At 76.0% G+C, this 16,088-nt stretch carries 18 protein-coding genes; 7 read left to right on the top strand and 11 right to left on the bottom strand.

Translation table 11 applies throughout. The features are described 5' to 3' along the window. Positions 1-247: 247 nt before the first annotated feature. Both GA0070214_RS01575 and GA0070214_RS01570 read right to left on the bottom strand, forming a co-directional pair. Positions 248-922: a response regulator gene (locus GA0070214_RS01575; protein ID WP_091258209.1), complete on the bottom strand. Its 675-nt coding sequence runs from the start codon at positions 920-922 to the stop codon at positions 248-250. Then, the gene (locus tag GA0070214_RS01570) at positions 919-2,022 is read right to left on the bottom strand and encodes a sensor histidine kinase (protein ID WP_244167496.1); all 1,104 of its coding nucleotides are present in this window, start codon (positions 2,020-2,022) and stop codon (positions 919-921) included. The genes GA0070214_RS01575 and GA0070214_RS01570 overlap by 4 nt, the downstream gene beginning before the upstream one ends. A gap of 173 nt (positions 2,023-2,195) precedes the next feature. Here GA0070214_RS01570 and GA0070214_RS01565 point away from each other — a divergent pair, with 173 nt between their 5' ends. Further along, a complete protein-coding gene (locus GA0070214_RS01565; RefSeq protein WP_091258208.1) occupies positions 2,196-2,624 on the top strand; it encodes a DUF6069 family protein in 429 nt (142 codons plus the stop codon). Positions 2,625-2,716: 92 nt separating this feature from the next. On the opposite strand, the gene GA0070214_RS01560 is transcribed toward GA0070214_RS01565, so the two are convergent. The 3 genes from GA0070214_RS01560 to GA0070214_RS01550 form a co-directional block, all read right to left on the bottom strand. Beyond that, positions 2,717-3,541, bottom strand: a complete 825-nt coding sequence (locus GA0070214_RS01560) for an ArsR/SmtB family transcription factor (protein ID WP_091258205.1) — start codon at positions 3,539-3,541, stop codon at positions 2,717-2,719. Between the two features lie 180 nt (positions 3,542-3,721). After that, positions 3,722-5,053 (bottom strand): nicotinate phosphoribosyltransferase, encoded by a 1,332-nt coding sequence (locus GA0070214_RS01555; protein ID WP_091258203.1) that lies wholly within the window; start codon positions 5,051-5,053, stop codon positions 3,722-3,724. An 80-nt stretch (positions 5,054-5,133) separates the two neighbouring features. After that, positions 5,134-5,655 (bottom strand): pyridoxamine 5'-phosphate oxidase family protein, encoded by a 522-nt coding sequence (locus tag GA0070214_RS01550; RefSeq protein ID WP_091258201.1) that lies wholly within the window; start codon positions 5,653-5,655, stop codon positions 5,134-5,136. A gap of 98 nt (positions 5,656-5,753) precedes the next feature. Between GA0070214_RS01550 and GA0070214_RS01545 the strand changes: the two genes are divergently transcribed. Both GA0070214_RS01545 and GA0070214_RS01540 read left to right on the top strand, forming a co-directional pair. Beyond that, a complete protein-coding gene (locus GA0070214_RS01545) occupies positions 5,754-6,770 on the top strand; it encodes an aldo/keto reductase (protein ID WP_091258199.1) in 1,017 nt (338 codons plus the stop codon). 65 nt (positions 6,771-6,835) lie between these two features. Continuing rightward, positions 6,836-8,104 (top strand): MFS transporter, encoded by a 1,269-nt coding sequence (locus GA0070214_RS01540; protein ID WP_244167495.1) that lies wholly within the window; start codon positions 6,836-6,838, stop codon positions 8,102-8,104. 7 nt (positions 8,105-8,111) lie between these two features. On the opposite strand, the gene GA0070214_RS01535 is transcribed toward GA0070214_RS01540, so the two are convergent. Next, a complete protein-coding gene (locus GA0070214_RS01535) occupies positions 8,112-9,170 on the bottom strand; it encodes a Gfo/Idh/MocA family protein (protein ID WP_091258197.1) in 1,059 nt (352 codons plus the stop codon). Between the two features lie 89 nt (positions 9,171-9,259). Here GA0070214_RS01535 and GA0070214_RS01530 point away from each other — a divergent pair, with 89 nt between their 5' ends. Then, entirely contained in the window at positions 9,260-10,519 is a 1,260-nt protein-coding gene (locus GA0070214_RS01530; protein ID WP_091258196.1) for a lycopene cyclase family protein, read from the top strand. On the opposite strand, the gene GA0070214_RS01525 is transcribed toward GA0070214_RS01530, so the two are convergent. After that, positions 10,504-11,085: a dihydrofolate reductase family protein gene (locus tag GA0070214_RS01525; protein ID WP_091258194.1), complete on the bottom strand. Its 582-nt coding sequence runs from the start codon at positions 11,083-11,085 to the stop codon at positions 10,504-10,506. The genes GA0070214_RS01530 and GA0070214_RS01525 overlap by 16 nt on opposite strands. A gap of 83 nt (positions 11,086-11,168) precedes the next feature. Next, positions 11,169-12,281 (bottom strand): serine hydrolase domain-containing protein, encoded by a 1,113-nt coding sequence (locus tag GA0070214_RS01520; protein ID WP_244167494.1) that lies wholly within the window; start codon positions 12,279-12,281, stop codon positions 11,169-11,171. Between the two features lie 108 nt (positions 12,282-12,389). Between GA0070214_RS01520 and rnhA the strand changes: the two genes are divergently transcribed. The 3 genes from rnhA to GA0070214_RS01505 all read left to right on the top strand — a co-directional run bounded on the left by rnhA (position 12,390) and on the right by GA0070214_RS01505 (position 14,410). Next, entirely contained in the window at positions 12,390-12,866 is a 477-nt protein-coding gene (gene rnhA, locus GA0070214_RS01515; RefSeq protein ID WP_091259787.1) for a ribonuclease HI, read from the top strand. An 87-nt stretch (positions 12,867-12,953) separates the two neighbouring features. Further along, positions 12,954-14,177 (top strand): cytochrome P450, encoded by a 1,224-nt coding sequence (locus tag GA0070214_RS01510; RefSeq protein WP_091258192.1) that lies wholly within the window; start codon positions 12,954-12,956, stop codon positions 14,175-14,177. An 8-nt stretch (positions 14,178-14,185) separates the two neighbouring features. Beyond that, positions 14,186-14,410: a ferredoxin gene (locus GA0070214_RS01505; RefSeq protein WP_091259785.1), complete on the top strand. Its 225-nt coding sequence runs from the start codon at positions 14,186-14,188 to the stop codon at positions 14,408-14,410. 12 nt (positions 14,411-14,422) lie between these two features. Here the strand turns inward: GA0070214_RS01505 and GA0070214_RS01500 are convergent, their stop codons facing one another. From GA0070214_RS01500 to GA0070214_RS01490, 3 genes are all read right to left on the bottom strand, one after another. Then, the gene (locus tag GA0070214_RS01500; RefSeq protein ID WP_091258190.1) at positions 14,423-14,683 is read right to left on the bottom strand and encodes a hypothetical protein; all 261 of its coding nucleotides are present in this window, start codon (positions 14,681-14,683) and stop codon (positions 14,423-14,425) included. 36 nt (positions 14,684-14,719) lie between these two features. Then, a complete protein-coding gene (locus GA0070214_RS01495; protein WP_244167493.1) occupies positions 14,720-14,977 on the bottom strand; it encodes a preprotein translocase YidC in 258 nt (85 codons plus the stop codon). Between the two features lie 89 nt (positions 14,978-15,066). Further along, positions 15,067-15,984, bottom strand: coding sequence for a pentapeptide repeat-containing protein (locus GA0070214_RS01490; RefSeq protein ID WP_377463303.1), 918 nt, complete (start codon positions 15,982-15,984; stop codon positions 15,067-15,069). Positions 15,985-16,088 lie beyond the last annotated feature (104 nt).

Below are 16,088 nucleotides of genomic sequence, written 5' to 3'. Positions count from 1 at the left end.
CAACTCCGTGACTAGCACCGGTGTGGCCAACACTAGGAGGGTTGGGGCGGTCACTCGGCGTAATTGAGAAATCTTCGCTGCCGTCACGTGTTCCCGGTCGCTCCCGGGTGCGACGGACATGCCCGCCCAGCACGGGCAACCGGGCGCGGCGGCTCGTCCGGCCCTGCGCGGAACGTCCCGTCCCGACGGTGCCGGCGCGTCTGTCCGGTTCGATCCCCGATGAGCCGCTCGACCGGAGCGGGCGATGTCAGCGGGGCGGCGGCTCGGGGCGGACCAGGCCCACGTCGTAGGCGAAGACCACCGCCTGGATCCGGTCGCGCAGGCCCAGCTTCGTGAGGATGGCGGACACGTGCGTCTTCACGGTGGCGGTGCTCAGGAACAACCGCTCGGCGATCTCCGCATTGGACAGTGCCCGCGCGGCGAGCGTCAGCACCTCCACCTCGCGGGCGGTGAGCGCCGCGAGCCGCCCCCGATCGCCGGACGCGCCGGGCAACTGGTCGGCGAACCGGTCCAGCAGCCGGCGAGTCACGGTGGGCGCGAGCAGCGCCTCGCCCCGGGCCACCACCCGCACCGCCTCGGCCAGGTCGGCCGGGCGGGTGTCCTTCAGCAGGAAGGCGCTGGCGCCGGCGCGCAACGCGGCGTACACGTGCTCGTCGAGATCGAAGGTGGTGAGCATGACCACGCGTGCCGGGTTGCCGCCGGACACCAGCTCCCGGGTGGCGGCGATGCCGTCCTGCCGGGGCATCCGCACGTCCATGAGCACCACGTCGGGGCGGGTCCGGTTCGCCACCGCCACCGCCTCGACCCCGTCGGCGGCCTCGCCGACCACGGTCAGGTCGGCCCGGGCGTCGATGACCATCGCGAGCCCGGCCCGGATCAGCTCCTGGTCGTCGGCGATAACCACCCGGACGCTCGCGCTCATTGCGCCGCCGCCACGGGCAGGCGGGCCGCGACGCGGAACCCTCCGGCGGGCAGCGGACCGGCCTCCAGCGTGCCGCCCAGCAGCCGGGCCCGCTCGCGCATCCCGACGATGCCCCGGCCCGCGCCCGTGCCGGCGCGGCGCGGCGGCCCGCTGCCGTCGTCGACCACCGCCAGGCTCAGCACGCCGTCACCGTAGCGGACGCTGACGTCGGCCCGGGTGGCGTGGCTGTGCCGCAGCGCGTTGGTCAGCGACTCCTGGACGATCCGGTACGCCGACAGCTGCACCCCGCCGGGCAGGTCCGCCCCGCCGGTGTCCCGGTCCATCGTGACCTCCAGGCCCACCGCCCGGACGGCGTCGGCGAGGGCGTCGAGCTGCGCCAGCCCGGGCTGCGGCCCGTCCGGATCCGTGCCGTCGTCGGTGGCCAGCGCGTGCAGCATGGCCCGCAGCTCGGTGAGCGCCGACCGGGCCGCCGTGTTGATCGCGCCGAGCGCGGCGCGGGCCCGCTCCGGGTGCGCGTCGAAGACGTCCTCCGCGGCGGCGGCCTGCACGGCGATGACCGCCACGTGGTGGGCCACCACGTCGTGCAGCTCGCGGGAGATCCGCTCCCGCTCCCGGGCGAGCACCTGGCGCTGCCGGTCGTGGCGGCGCTGGAAGTGCCCCCGTTGCAGCTCACCGAGGGTCCAGCCGAGGCCCAGGGCGGTCACCGCGAACAGCAGGTCCCGCCAACCCCCGGTGACCAGCTCCCAGGGCGTCGGGACGAGCAGCAGCCCCAGCGCGACCAGCGAGAACCGGGGCGGGCGGAGCCGGGCGACGTAGGCCAGCGGCACGTTGACCAGGCCGAGCCAGCCGAGCGGAGGGCAGAGCACCTCCAACCCGACACCGGCCAGGGCGGCCACCGCGAGCGCGTACCCCGGTCGCCGGCGGATCCACAGCAGACAGCTGGCCTGCGCGGCGGCTAGGCCGGCCGCGGCGGCGGTCCCGCCCGCCGAGGCCGGGGGCGTGCCCGGGGCGAGTAGGACGGTCAGGGCGACGGCGAGCATCACGGCGGCGATGCCGCCGTCGAGCAGCAGCAGGACACGGGAGCGGGGCCGGCGGTTCACGACCCGGATGCTAGGCCGTGCACCGGCTCGGGCTCATCGGTCGCCAGACGGAGATCCGGGCCGGCTCTGGTCCCCGGGACGGAGCGGCGAACCGGTCCGCGGCGCGATCCGCGGACCCCCCGTGCGCGCCTAGCGTCGCTGGTGACCGATCCCGATCCTGGAGGTACGCACCGATGGACACCACGACCGCCGCCGCCCCCGCCGTCACCGCCGCCCGCCCGGCGCGCCGCCGCGACCGCGCCCTGGCGGTGCTCGCCGCCACCGCCGCCACCCTGACCGGGTGGGTCGCCGCCGTCCCCGTGGCCGGGGTCGACCTGGTCGTGCGCAACGGCGGGACGGAACAGTCCGTGACCGCGGCCGCGGTCGGGGTCAGCACCCTGCTCGCCGGTCTGGCGGCGTGGGCGCTGCTGGCCCTGCTGGAGCGGTTCACCGGCCGGGCGCGCGCCGTCTGGACCGGCACGGCGGGGCTGGTGCTGCTCCTGTCGCTGCTCGGCCCGCTGGGCGGGGGAGTGGGCACGGCGGCGACCCTGACGCTGGTCGCCCTGCACCTGGTCGCCGCCGCCGTGCTCCTCCCGCTGCTGCGCCGCACCGCCCGCCGGTGAGGCGCCGGGCCGGGCTGTCGCCACGGGGGTGGGCAGCTCCGGCCCGACCGGCCCGCGCGAGGGCGCGGGCCGGTCGATCGTGGCCGGCGGGCTCAGTCCGCCGCGACCGGTTCCGGCAGCGGCGCGCCGGTCTCCAGCAGGCTCTTGAGGCTGGCCAGCAGCTCCGGCCAGCCGCCGCTGCCCTCGAGCTGCCCGCTGATCGCCCGGTGCATCTCGCTGTCCGGGGAGAAGTCGTCGTGGGTCACCGTCAGCCGGACGGTCTCGCCGTGCGGGGCGAGCTCGAAGGTCACCTTCGAGCGCCGCTCGCCGAGCCGGGCGGCGAACTCCTCGTCGGACCAGCCGAAGTGCGCGGCGTGCTCGGGCTGGAAGCCGTGCCAGGTGTACGCGAGCCGCCGGTAGGGCTCGGCCTCCAGGATCCGCTGCCCGAGGTCCTTCGGCTCGCCGTCCGGGGAGTCCTGCCAGAGCAGCGGCGAGCCGGGCCGCCAGTCGGAGACGAGGGTGACGCCGCCCCAGTAGCGGCGGGTGAACTCGGGCGCCGTGAGCGCCGTCCAGAGCCGTTCCGGGGTGGTGCGGATGTAGGTGGTGTAGACGAACGTCGGGCTCGCCATGGGCTGCCCCTCCAATGCTGTCTGCAGGTCGGCGAGGGCCTGCGCCCGGCCCCGGTCGTACCGGCCGATCCACCGGTCCGCGACGGCGTTGATCGGGGCGGCGTTGAGGTGGTGCAGCTTCTCCCGCCCGTGTCGGGTGGTGGTGACGAGGCCGGCCGCCTCCAGCACCGCCAGGTGCTTGCTCACCGACTGTCGGGTCATGTCCAGCCCGGCGCACAGCTCGCGCAGGCTCTGGCCGTTGCGAAGGTTGAGGCGGTCGAGCAGCCGCCGGCGGCTGGCGTCGGCCAGCGCCCGGAACACGTCGTCCACCCGTCCTCCTCGCCACAACAGGCAGCCATCCGGCTGCCTGTGACGAGAATACGCAACCATATGGTTGCCTGTCCAGCCAGGGCGCGCCCTCGAGGTCTGAAAGCTAGCCTCCTAGGACGCTTTAGCGGGTGTGTCGGCCCGGACGGAAAGCACGGAAGGCACCGGTGCCGGTCGCCCCGCCTAGCGGCGCCCGAATCGCGCGGCCACCCGCTCGTGCAGCGTCGCCAGCGCCGGGCTGACCGTCACGGCCGGCGGCGCCGGGTCGGCCAGCCGGGTGGCCGGCTCCGGCAGCCAGGCGAGGTCGGCGTCGAAGCGGCCACGGGCGGCGCGGACCGCCTCGGCCGGGTCGGCGGGATCGAGCCGGCGGCCGCCGCGCATGACCTGCACCAGCAGTGGCTCCCGGCCACCCGGTGGTGGCTCGTCGCGCAGCCCCACCACATCGCCCGCCGCACCGGTCGGAGCACGGAAGACCTGCTTGGCGGCGGGCAGCGTGGCCTTGCCGGGGGACAGCTTCAGCACCGGCCGTTCGCCGTAGGCGACCAGCTTGTAGGCGCTGTCCAGCGACGGCGCGTCGTAGGAGACGCCCATCTTGGTGCCCACGCCGTACCCGTCGATCGGTGCGTCCTGCGCCACGAGCCCCGCGATGACGGTCTCGTCGAGGCTGCCGCTGGCGAAGATCGTGGCCTGCCGCAGCCCGGCGCCGTCCAGGATCGCCCGGGTCTCCCGGGCCAGCGCCCCGAGGTCGCCGGAGTCGAGCCGTACGCCGAACGGGCCGGTCAACCCCAGTTCGGTGACGACATCGACGGCGGCCCGGACGCCAGCCGGCGTGTCGTAGGTGTCGACCAGGAAGATCGGGTTGGTGGGGAAGTCGGCCGCGAACGCGCGGAACGCCGCCCGCTCGTCGGGGAACGCCTCAACGTACGAGTGGGCCATCGTCCCGGACGGGGTGAGCCCGTACCGCATGGCGGCCTCGACGTCGCTGGTCGCGGCGAAGCCGGCGATGGCCGACGCCCGTGCCACCCCTGCGCCGGCCTCGATGCCGTGGGTACGGCGGAACGCGAAGTCGACCAGCTGCGCGCCGCCGGCGGCGAGCCGGCAGCGGGCCGCCTTGGTGGCCACCGTGGTGTGGAACGTGATCAGGTTCAGCACGCCCGTCTCCACCAGCTGCGCCTCCGCGATCGGCGCGGTGACCTCCAGCAGCGGCTCGTCGGCGAAGACCACGCGGCCCTCCGGCACGGCCCACACGTCCCCGGTGAACCGCAGCCCGGCCAGCGCCGTCAGGGCCGGCTCGTCGAACCCGACGAGGTCGCGCAGGTAGCCCAGCTCGGCGTCGTCGAAGGCGAAGCTCTCCAGGAACGCCAGCGCCTCGGCCAGCCCGGCGGCGACCAGAAAGCCACGCCCGTGCGGCAGCCGGCGGACGAAGAGGCTGAACGTGGCGTGCTCGGTCATGTCCCGGCGCAGGTAGCTGGCCGCCATCCGCAGCTCGTACAGGTCGGTTCGCAGTCCCGTCATGCCACCTCCTCCACCACGCCACCACTGTGATCCATCCGGTGTCGGGGCGTACCGGAAACGGGAGATCCGCCTCCGGCGGCTCAGCGGGGGCCGGCGGCCCGCCAGAACTGGCGCGGGGCGTACCCCTCGCGGCGCAGCCAGTGCTCGGTGTAGACGATCCGCTCGGCCGGCACCACCACGAGCGGCCCGGCCGGCGGCTCGTCCAGTGACCGGGACCGCTCCACGTGGTCGGACTGCCACCGGTACGCCGGCCAGTGCCGGTCGAAGTCGGGGTCGTCGGGGTGCAGCACCCGGGCCCGGCCGAAGACCTGGGCGCCGCGGCTGCTGGCCTGGCCGACCAGGGGCGCGAAGATCCCGATCGAGACGCGGGGGTCGGCGGCGAGGTTGCGCATCTTCGGCGAGTCGGCGACCGCCGTGAACAGCAGGGTGAAGTCCAGGTGGAAGTAGCGCACCGGGGTCGCGAGCGGCCCGCCCGGGCCGGTGGTGGCCAGCACGCACATGTTCTGCGTGGAGAGCAGGTGGAGGATGCGCTCCTCCAGCCGGGTCCGGTCGAGGCGGGCGGTGGGGGCGGGGCCGGCGAGCCAGGGGTTCGTGACGGGCATGGGTGATCTTCCCATGCCCGGCGACCGTCGGCCGGGGTGGCGGCGGCCGGATCCGCCGGGACATCCTGGGGGCACAGTGGACGCTAGGGTCTGGATCCATGCGGTACCGACTTCTGGGCAACACCGGCCTGCGCGTGTCCGAGCTGTTTCTCGGGGCGATGACCTTCGGTGAGCAGGGCGGCGTGGGCGCGCCGCTGGACGAGTGCCGCCGGATGCTCGACCGGTACGCCGACGCGGGCGGCAACGTGGTGGACACGGCGATCAACTATCGGGCGGGCGCCAGCGAGGAGTTCCTCGGCGAGCTGCTGTCCGGCCGCCGGGACCGGTTCGTGCTGGCCACGAAATACACCGTCTCCCGCGACGGCGGCGATCCCAACGCCGCCGGCAACCACCGCAAGAACCTGGTGCTGTCCCTGGAGACCAGCCTGCGGCGGCTGCGCACCGACTACCTCGACCTGTACTGGGTGCACCTGTGGGACCGGCACACCCCGGTCGAGGAGACCATGCGGGCGCTCGACGACGCGGTCCGCGCGGGCAAGATCCTCTACGTCGGCATCTCCGACACCCCCGCCTGGGTGGTGTCGCGGGCCAACGTGCTGGCCGAGTGGCGCGGGTGGACGCCGTTCGCCGGGCTCCAGGTGCCGTACAGCCTGCTCAACCGGGACGCCGAGCGGGAGCTGCTGCCGATGGCCGAGGCGAGCGGGATGACCGTGGCGGCGTGGAGCCCGCTCGCCGGTGGCATCCTCTCCGGCAAGTACACGCGGCGCGAGGCGGCCGACGGCGCCCGCCTGGCCACCGCCACCCTCACCGACCGCGACCACGCGGCGGCCCGCGCCGTGCAGGAGGTCGCCGACGAGCTCGGCGCCACCCCGTCGCAGGTCGCCCTGGCCTGGGTACGGGCCCGCTCGCGCGCCGTGCACCCGATCGTCGGCGCGCGCTCGGTCGAGCAGCTCGCCGACAATCTCGGGGCGCTCGCCGTCGACCTCCCCGACGAGGCGGTCCGGCGGCTCAGCGCCACCACCGAGATCGAGCTGGGCTTCCCCGCGGACTTCATCGGGCAGACCAGCGGCTGGGTCTTCGGCGACGCTGGCAACCGGGTCGACGGCCGCCGCTGACCTGGGCGGGGTGCGGCGGGAAACTCGGTTCGGGTGCCGGTCGACTCCTGATAGGTTCGCTCGCCGTGACGACGGGGACCACGGGGGATCGGCTCGACGGGCGGTTCGCCCGGCTCTGGACGGCCAGCACCATGTCGGCGCTGGGCAGCGGGATGGCGACGGTGGCCGCCCCGCTCTACGTGGCCTCGCAGACCGACGACCCGCTGACCGTGTCGGCCGGCGCGGCGGTGGCGTGGCTGCCCTGGCTGCTGTTCGCGCTGCCCGGCGGGGTGCTGGTGGACCGCGTGGACCGGCGCCGGCTCATGGTGCTCATCGACTGGGTGCGGGTGGCCGCGCTGGCCGTGCTGGCCGCCGCGCTGGTCACCGACCGGGCCGGTGTGCCGCTGCTCTACGCGGTCCTGTTCGTGGTCAACACCGGCGAGGTGGTGTTCCGCACGGCGGCCCAGGCGGTCGTGCCGGCGGTGGTGCCCCGGTCCCGCCTCGAACGCGCCAACGGCTGGCTCGGTGGCGGCACGCAGATCATGCAGAACATGGTCGCCGGGCCGCTGGGCGGTTTCCTCTTCGTGGTGGCCGCGGCCATCCCGTTCGCCGTGAACGCCGGCACGTACGCGCTCAGCGCCGTCCTCGTCGGGCTGCTCGCCGGGTCGTACCGGGGGGCGCCGGGTGCGGGCGGGCGCCGCTCGGTCCGCGCGGAGGTCGCCGAGGGGTTCCGCTGGCTGCTGTCCCAGCGGCTGCTGCGCACCATGGCCCTGCTGATCGGGCTGCTCAACGTCACGCTTACCGCGGCCCTCGCGGTGCTGGTGCTGCTCGCCACCGACCGGCTCGGCCTCGGCTCGGTCGGCTACGGCGCGCTGTTCACCTGCATGGCCGTGGGCGGGCTGCTCGGGTCGGCGGTCGGCGACCGGCTCATCGCCGCCATCACGGCCACCTGGACCGTCCGGGTGGGCCTGCTGATCGAGGCGGGCCTGCACCTGGCCCTGGCCGCCTCGCGCAGCGCCGTGGTGGTCGGGGTGGCGCTGTTCGCGTTCGGGGTGCACAGCGCGTTGTGGAACATCGTCGCCAACTCGCTGCGCCAGCGGCTCACCCCGCCCGCGCTGATGGGGCGGGTGGGCAGCACCACCCTGTTCGTCGCGGCGGGCGGCAACTGCGTCGGGGCGCTGCTCGGCGGGGTGGTCGCCGACCGGTTCGGGATCACCGCGCCCTACTGGGTGGGGCTCGCGGTGGCCGTCGCGGTGATCGCCGCGACCTGGCGGGTGTTCGACCGGGCCACCGTGGCCGCCGCCTACGCCGACCCGGCCCCGGACGGCCGGGACACCCCGGCGTCCGTGGGCTGAGCGGGTCTCAGGGCACCGGCAGGGTCACGCCCTGAGCGGCCGCCTGGTGCGCCAGCTCGATCAGCTCGACCACCTTGACCGAGTCCGCGGGGTCCACCGGCAGCGGCGCGCCGTCGCGCAGCGCCGCCGCCAACTGCGTGTAGAAGTCCTGGTAGCGGCCCGCCTCGGTGGGCACCGCCCGCAGGTCGCCGTCGTCGCCGAGCCGCCCGTACCGGTCGGGGTCGACCTCGCCCCAGCCGGGGGTGCCGGGCCGCCCGCCGTCGCGCAGCGCCGCCTCCTGCGGGTCCAGCCCGTAGGAGGTGTAGGCGGCGCGGTCGCCGAGCACCCGGAAGCGCGGGCCGAGCTGGGCGGTCACGGCGCTCATCCACAGGTGGGAGCGGACCCCGCCGGCGTGGGTCAGCGCCACGAACGCGTCGTCGTCCACCTCGGCGCCCGGCCGGCGCCGGTCCACCTCGGCGTAGACGTGCTGGACCGGGCCGAACAGCTGCACCGCCTGGTCGACCAGGTGGGCGCCGAGGTCGAACAGGGCGCCGCCGGCCTCGCCGGGCGCCGCGCTCTCCCGCCAGCCCGGCTTGATCGCGGGCCGCCACCGCTCGAACCGGGACTCGAAGCGGGCCACCCGGCCCAGCTCGCCCGCCTCGACGAGCCGGCGCACGGTCCGGAAGTCGCCGTCCCAGCGGCGGTTCTGGAACACCGTCAGGGGGACCCCGGCGGCGGCCGCCTCGGCGACCAGCGCGCGGCCCTCGGCGGCGGTCGGCGCGAGCGGCTTGTCCACCACCACGGGCAGCCCGGCCGCGAGTGCGGCCCGCGCCATCGGGACGTGCTGCCGGTTCGGGGTGGCCACCACGACCAGGTCGAGGGTGTCGGCGGCCTGCCAGAGCTGGTCGGGGTCGTCGAGCGCCCGGGCGTCGGGGTGCTCGGCCGCGAGCTGCGCGCGGCGCTCCGGGTCGCGGGTGACGACCGCGTCCAGCCGTAGGCCGGGCGTGGCGGCGACCAGCGGGGCGTGGAACACCCGCCCGGCGATCCCGTACCCCAGCAACCCCACCCGCAGCGGCGTTTGCGCCATGCCGTTCCCCCGTTCCCGATGATCCCCTGCGAATCTACGCGCCGCGTCCGGCGCCGGGCGGCGGGTCCCGGGCGCCGGCCCACCGGGGGGTGTGGCAGCGTGGGCGGGTGCACCCATCCCCGGTCGAGGTCGACCTCGCGCTGGTCGGCGGCGGCGGCGCCGCGTCGCTGGTGCTGGCCGCGCTGGACCGGCACGACCTGGCCGGCCTGCGGGTCGCCGTGGTCGACCCGGTGCGCAAGCGCGGCCAGGACCGCACCTGGGCGTTCTGGGGTGCGCCGGGCGGTGACCTCGACCCGCTGCTGAGCGCGAGCTGGTCGCGGGTCGACGTGGTCACGCCCGCGGGCCGCCGTGTCCTGCCGCTCACGCCGCTCCGGTACGCCATGCTCCGCTCGGCCCCGGTCTACGACCGGGCTGCCGCGGCCGAGCGGCGGCTGGGCGCCGTGCGGATCGGCGCGCCGGCCGGGGCGCTGGTCGACGACGGTGACCGGGTGACCGTCCACGATCCGGAGGGGCGGCCGCTGGTGCGGGCCGGCTGGGTGCTGGACTCGCGGCCCCGCCCGCCGGCCCGGCCCGGGCGGACCAGCTGGTTGCAGCACTTCCGGGGCTGGTGGCTGGCGGCCGACCGGCCCACGTTCGACCCGGGCCGGGCGGTGCTCATGGACTTCCGCACCCCGCAGCCGGCCCGGGGCGTCTCCTTCGGCTACGTGCTGCCGGTCGACGACCGGTACGCCCTGGTCGAGTACACCGAGTTCGGCCCCGCCGTGCTCACCGACGGCGCCTACGACGCGGCGCTGCGCGGCTACGCCGGCCTGCTCGGCCTGGACCTGACCGCGCTGCGGGTGCGGGAGGTGGAGAACGGGGTGATCCCGATGACGGACGGCCCGTTCGTGGCCCGCCCGTCGCCGCGGGTGGTCCGGCTCGGCACCGCCGGCGGGGCCACCCGCCCGTCCACCGGGTTCACCTTCTCCGCGATGCTCCGGCAGGCCGAGCAGGTGGCCCGGGCGCTGGCGGCGGGCCGGCCGCCGGTGCCCGCGCCCGCGTACCCGGGGCGGCACCGCTGGATGGACGCGGTGGCGCTGCGCGCCCTCGATCGGGGGCACGTCGGCGGGGTGGCGTTCTTCGAGCGGCTCTTCGACCGCAACCCGCCGGAGCGGGTGCTGCGCTTCCTCGACGGGACGACCTCGCCGGCCGAGGACCTGGCGGTCATGCGGTCCAGCCCGCTGCTGCCGATGACCGGCGCGGTGCTCGGCGACGCCGCCGGCCGGCTGCGCGCCCGGTTACGCCGCGGCCCGGCCTCCGCCCCCGTGCCGGAGGCCGGGCCGCGCGCCGCCGGTCAGGCCGGCTCGTAGCGGGCGATCACCACCCCGGTGGTGGTCGTGACGCTGTCGGTCAGCCGCAGCGTGTCCGGCTCGTCGCCCGGGTCGAACAGCCGCCGCCCGCCGCCCAGCACGAGCGGGTGGACCAGCAGCACGTACGCGTCGACGAGGCCGTGCCGGCGCAGTGACCGGACCAGCTCACCGCTGCCCAGCACCGCGATGTCCGGGCCGGGCTGTGCCTTCAGCTCCCGCACCGCCTCGATGACGTCGCCCTTCAGCAGGTGCGAGTTCACCCAGGGCAACGGCTCGTCCAGGGTGGTGGAGGCGACGTACTTGGGCAGCGCGTCGAGCACCGGGGTGAACGGGTTTCCGGTCTGCCGGGGCCAGTAGCCGGCGAAGTCGGCCCAGGTTCGGCGCCCGAGCAGCAGGGCGCCGGTCGAGGCCATGCCCTCGCCCATCTTCCGCCCCAGGACGGGGTCGTTGAAGGGGACCGCCCAGCCGCCCCGGGTGAAGCCGTCCCGGGTGTCCTCGTCGGGACGTCCGGGGGCCTGCATCACCCCGTCCAGGCTGACGTTCTCGGTGACGATGATCCTGCGCATGCCGCTCCTCGCGGGGTTTCGGGGCCGGCCCGGTGCCGGCCCTCCGCCCCCCACACGAACGGCGGACGCCGGTTTCGACAGCGTCAGCGGCCGAGTTCCGCGGCGACCCGGTCGCGGACCAGCACGCGCAGACCCTCCATCGGGTCGCCGTCACCGGCGCCGAGCCGGTTGCGCACCGCCGCCACGGTCAGCCCCAGGTCCGGGTACGCGAACGCCAGGCTGCCGCCGCTGCCCGCGGTGCCGAACGACCCGTCGGCGTCGACGGCGTAGCCGAGACCGAAGGTCGTCTCCTGCCCGAACACCCACTCCTCGGCGCGCACGGCCGGCGCCGACACCTCGCGGAGCCGTTGCGAAGAGACGAGGCGGACCCCGTCGACCGGGCCGAGCAGCGCCGCGTACATCCGGGCGACCGCGCGGGCGGACATCGTGCCGACCGCCGGCACGTCGGCGCGCAGCACGTCGGGCCGGCTGCCGATGGTCGCGTCGGGGCGGACGTGCGGCGGGGCCACCGCGTCGAAGTTCGGCAGGTTCGCGCCCGCGTACGTCATGAGGGCGGCCAGGCCGGCGTCCTCCAGCCGGGCCAGCCGGGGCAGGTCGGCCTCCGGCACGCCGAGGAACAGCTCGCCGGTCACGCCGAGCGGCCCGGCCACCTCCGCGGCCAGTACCTGCGACACCGGCTTGCCGGTCACCCGCCGGACCACCTCGCCGACCAGCCAGCCCCACGTCCAGGCGTGGTAGGCCAGCCGCTCGCCGGGCGCCCAGAGCGGCCGCGCGTCGGCGAGCAGCCCGCACATCCGGTCCCAGTCGGTGAAGTCCGCCGGGGTGACGTCGGCGGGCAGGGCCGGCAGCCCGGCGGTGTGGGTGAGGGCGTGCCGCAGCGTGATGCCGTCCTTGCCGTGCCGGGCGAACTCCGGCCACACCTCGGCGATGCGCAGGTCGTAGTCGAGCCGGCCCTGCTCGGCGAGCACGTGCACGACGGTGGCGGTGAGCCCCTTGCCGGTCGAGACCGCGTGCACCGGGGTGCCGGCGGTCATGGGCCGGCCGGTGGTGGTGTCGGCGAGCCCGGCCTGCTCCTCGACGATCGGCGCGCCGGCCAGGTAGGCGGCCACCTGCACCCCGGCCTCCCGGCCGGAGGTGACGAGTTCGTCGACTGCCGCGCGTACCTCGGCCCGCAGGCCGTCCCAGCGTCCGTCCATGATCAGGGACCCTGCCAGACCGCCGGGTGCGTGTCGTGCGGTTTTCCGCCGCCGGTCCGCGGTGGGTCGGGTGGTCCCGCGCCGGGGCGTACCGGGTAGGTTGCCGGCATGGCGGAGGCGGCGACCGGCGGGGTCGTGGAGATCTGGACCGACGGCGCGTGCAGCGGCAATCCGGGCCCCGGCGGCTGGGGTGTGCTGCTGCGCTGGGGCGCGCACGAGCGCGAGCTGTGCGGCGGCGAGGCCACCCCGACCACCAACAACCGGATGGAGCTGACCGCCGCGATCCAGGCGCTGGAGAGCCTGACCCGCCCGGTCACCGTGCGGCTGCACACCGACAGCACGTACGTGCGCAACGGCATCACCGGCTGGCTGGCCTCCTGGAAACGCAACGGCTGGCTGACCGCCGCGAAGCAGCCGGTGAAGAACGCCGACCTGTGGCAGCGGCTGGAGGCGGCCTGCGCCCGGCACGACGTGACCTGGCTCTGGGTGAAGGGCCACAACGGGCACCCGGAGAACGAGCGGGCCGACGCCCTGGCCAACCGGGGCATGACCGAGGCGCGGGCGGCGGCGGTGGCCGCGCGCTGAGCCGGGGCGGGTTGTGTCGACCTCCGTCGATGGGTAACGTGGCGGATCGATGTCGTCACGGACAGTCGCCCTCCCGGAGGTGTCCGCGTGACCATTGCCGCCCCCACCGATCTGCCGCTCTGGCCGCCGACCAACCTCGACCGTGATCCGCTCGTGCCGCTCGACGCGGGGGAGCGGCGGCGGTTCGCCGGTCCCGTCACCCGGGTCCGGCTCCCCACCGACGCCACGGCCTGGCTGGTGACGCGACACGCCGACGTCAAGCAGATGCTGCGCCACCCCGGCTTCAGCGCCGACCTGAGCCGCCCGGGTTTCCCGCTGCTGCGCCGGATCCCGCCCGGCGCGTTCGGCGACCGCCGGGGCGGGTTCCTCCGGATGGACGGCGCCGAGCACGCCCGGCTGCGCCGGATGCTCACCGCCGAATTCATGATCCGGAACGTGCGGCGGATCGAACCGCTGATCCGGCAGACCGTCGACCGGGCGCTGGACGACCTGCACGCCGCCGGCCCACCCGCCGACCTGGTCACGCACGTCGCCCTGCCGGTGCCGTCGATGGTGATCTGCCACCTGCTCGGCGTGCCCTACGCCGACCACGACTTCTTCCAGGAGCGCAGCCGGACGCTCATCGACCGGGACGCCCCGCCGGAACGGGTCCAGCGACACGTGCGCGAGCTGCGCGACTACCTGCACCGGCTGGTCGAGGCGAAGGTGGCGGCCGGAGAGCCCGCCGACGACCTGCTCAGCCGGCTGGCCCGGGACCGGGTCGACACCGGGCAGCTCGCCGTCGACGAACTGGTCGGCATGGCCGTGCTGCTGCTCATCGCCGGCCACGAGACGACCGCCAACATGATCGGCCTGAGCACCCTGCTGCTGCTGCGCCACCCCGCCCGGTACGCCGCGCTGCGGGACGACGCCGCGAACGCCGACGGCCTGGTCGACGAGCTGCTGCGCTACCTCAGCATCGTGCGCGCCGGCCTGCCCCGCCTGACCACCGAGGACGTCGAGATCGGCGGGCGGCTGATCCGGGCCGGGGAGGGGGCCATCGCGGTGCTGTCCCTCGCCAACCGGGACCGGACGGCCTTCGACCGGCCGGACGATTTCGATCCGTACCGGGCGGCGCAGCAGCACGTCGCGTTCGGCTTCGGGGTGCACCAGTGCATCGGGCAGCCCCTGGCCCGCGCGGAGCTGCGGATCGCGCTGGTGGAGCTGGCCCGCCGGTTCCCCCGGCTGCGGCCGGCCGCCACCGCCGGGCGGCTGCCGACCCGCGACAGCTCGGTCGTCTACGGCCTCGACGCGCTGCCGGTGACCTGGTGAGCGGGGCCGTGCGGGTTTGGGTGGACCGGGACCGCTGCTGCGGGGCCGGCAACTGCGTGGTGACCGCGCCGGAGGTGTTCGACCAGGACGACGCGGACGGCCTCGTGCTGCTGCGCCGGGCCGACCCGCCCGCCGACGCGGTCGACCGGGTGCGCCTCGCCGTGGAGCTCTGCCCGGCCGGGGCGATCAGCGTCGCGCCCCGGCCGGTGCCGGAGCGCTCGTCGACGCCGTGACCGCGGGTCCGCTCACCGCTCCGGGCGGCCCTCCTCGATCTCCTCCGGCTCGTTCGCCGGGTCGGCGGTGCCGGAGACCTCGGCCACGTCGTAGCCGGCCCGGCTGACCTCCCGGGCCGACCGGCGGTCCTCGGCCGGCAGGTCGGCGAAGTCGTCACCGGTGTCGTCGGTGGTGTGCAGGGACTCGCCCGGCGGGCGCAGCGACGCCTCGTACGCGGTCGCGCCGTCGGGCTCGTCCGTGGCGGCGCGTCCGAAGGACTCTTCACTCGTCATGTGGCACTCCTGCCCGCCCCGGCCGGGGGCAAACGCTCAGCGGGCCGCGTCCGGGTGGGTCGGCATCGAGGAGCCACCGGAGCTGCTGCCCGACGCCCCACCGGCCACGCCGGAACCGTCGTCCTCGGTCACTTCGTCCGGTTTCGGCGCACCCGGTTCGGGCGCCGGCACGTCCGTGTCCGCCTCCACCTGGACCAGCCGGGCCTGGCCGGCCTCGTCCTCGGCGTGCGCCGGGTCGACCGGCTGCCTGCTCTGCCGTGTCTCGTACTTCACCGGCCGTGTCTCGGGCTTCACCGGTCCGCCTCCCGTCCGTCGCGCGGTGACGCCGCCTACCCGGCGCGGTCGCGGCGAAACCCGGCCGTCCGGTCCCGGCGCGGGTGTCGTCAGCGGCGGCGCCGGCCCCCGGAGCGGCCGGCCCCCGACCGCCCGCCGGACGACCGCGCGGCCGCCGGTGACCCGACCGGGGTGACGGTCAGCGACCAGTGCGCCGGTCGGCGCAGGCCGGGCGGCAGGACCGTGCCGTGGTCGCCGCGGGCCGCGTCGAGCTGGGACTGGTGCACGAACAGGCAACCGCCGAGGTCGGCGCCGCGCAGGTCCGCGCCGCGCAGGTCGGCCCCGGTGAGGTCGGCGGCGCCGAGGTCCACCCCGCGCAGGTCCGCGCCGATGAGGCACGCCCCGCGCAGGTTCGCCCCGGCCAGGCCGGCCCGGCGCAGGTCCACGCCGATCAGCACGGCGCCGCGCCGGTCGGCGCCGGCCCGGCCGGCGCGGGCCTGCTCGCCGGCCCGGGACAGCAGCCGGTTGACCCGCTCCCGCTGCGCGTCGACGTCGACGGCGAGCAGGTCCTCAGGGGTGCCGTCGGTGAGCCGCCCGGTCTCGGCGAGCGCGGCGGCCAGGTCGTCCCGCAGCGGGCCGGCCGGGGTCAGCGCCAGGGCCTCGGTCAGATACCAGAGCAGCTCGTGCAGCGGCCGCATCACCGCGAAGGTGTCGAACATCCGCCGCGCGGTCGCCGGATCGTCCCGCCAGTCCCGGCCGCCGAAGGTGCCCTGGGCGACGTGCTGGCCGGCGCCGAAGCAGTCGAAGACGGTGCAGCCGGGGAAACCGCGCTGCCGCAGGTCCCGGTGGATGCCGCAGCGGGAGTCGGCACCCAGGTTCGGGCAGGGCCGCCCGGCGGGCTTGTCGATCGCGAAGTCGGCGGAGGCGGCGAACGCGGGCGCGACGCAGCAGATCCCGAAGCAGCGCGAGCAGTCGGCGCGCAGCTCCCGGGCACCGCCCGCCACCTGCTGGTCCACCGCCTCGGACACGCCGCCCGGCCTCCCGCCCGTCACCGCCCGGCGCGACCCTCGCACCCACCCGTCATTGTCCGCCCGGTCCCGCCCGGGCCGGCCGGCGGGGCGCGAGGGTGTGA

Source organism: Micromonospora chaiyaphumensis, from assembly GCF_900091435.1.
Taxonomy (GTDB): domain Bacteria; phylum Actinomycetota; class Actinomycetes; order Mycobacteriales; family Micromonosporaceae; genus Micromonospora; species Micromonospora chaiyaphumensis.
The sequence above is the reverse complement of the archived record's forward strand: the minus strand, read 5'-3'. Positions and strand labels throughout refer to the sequence as shown.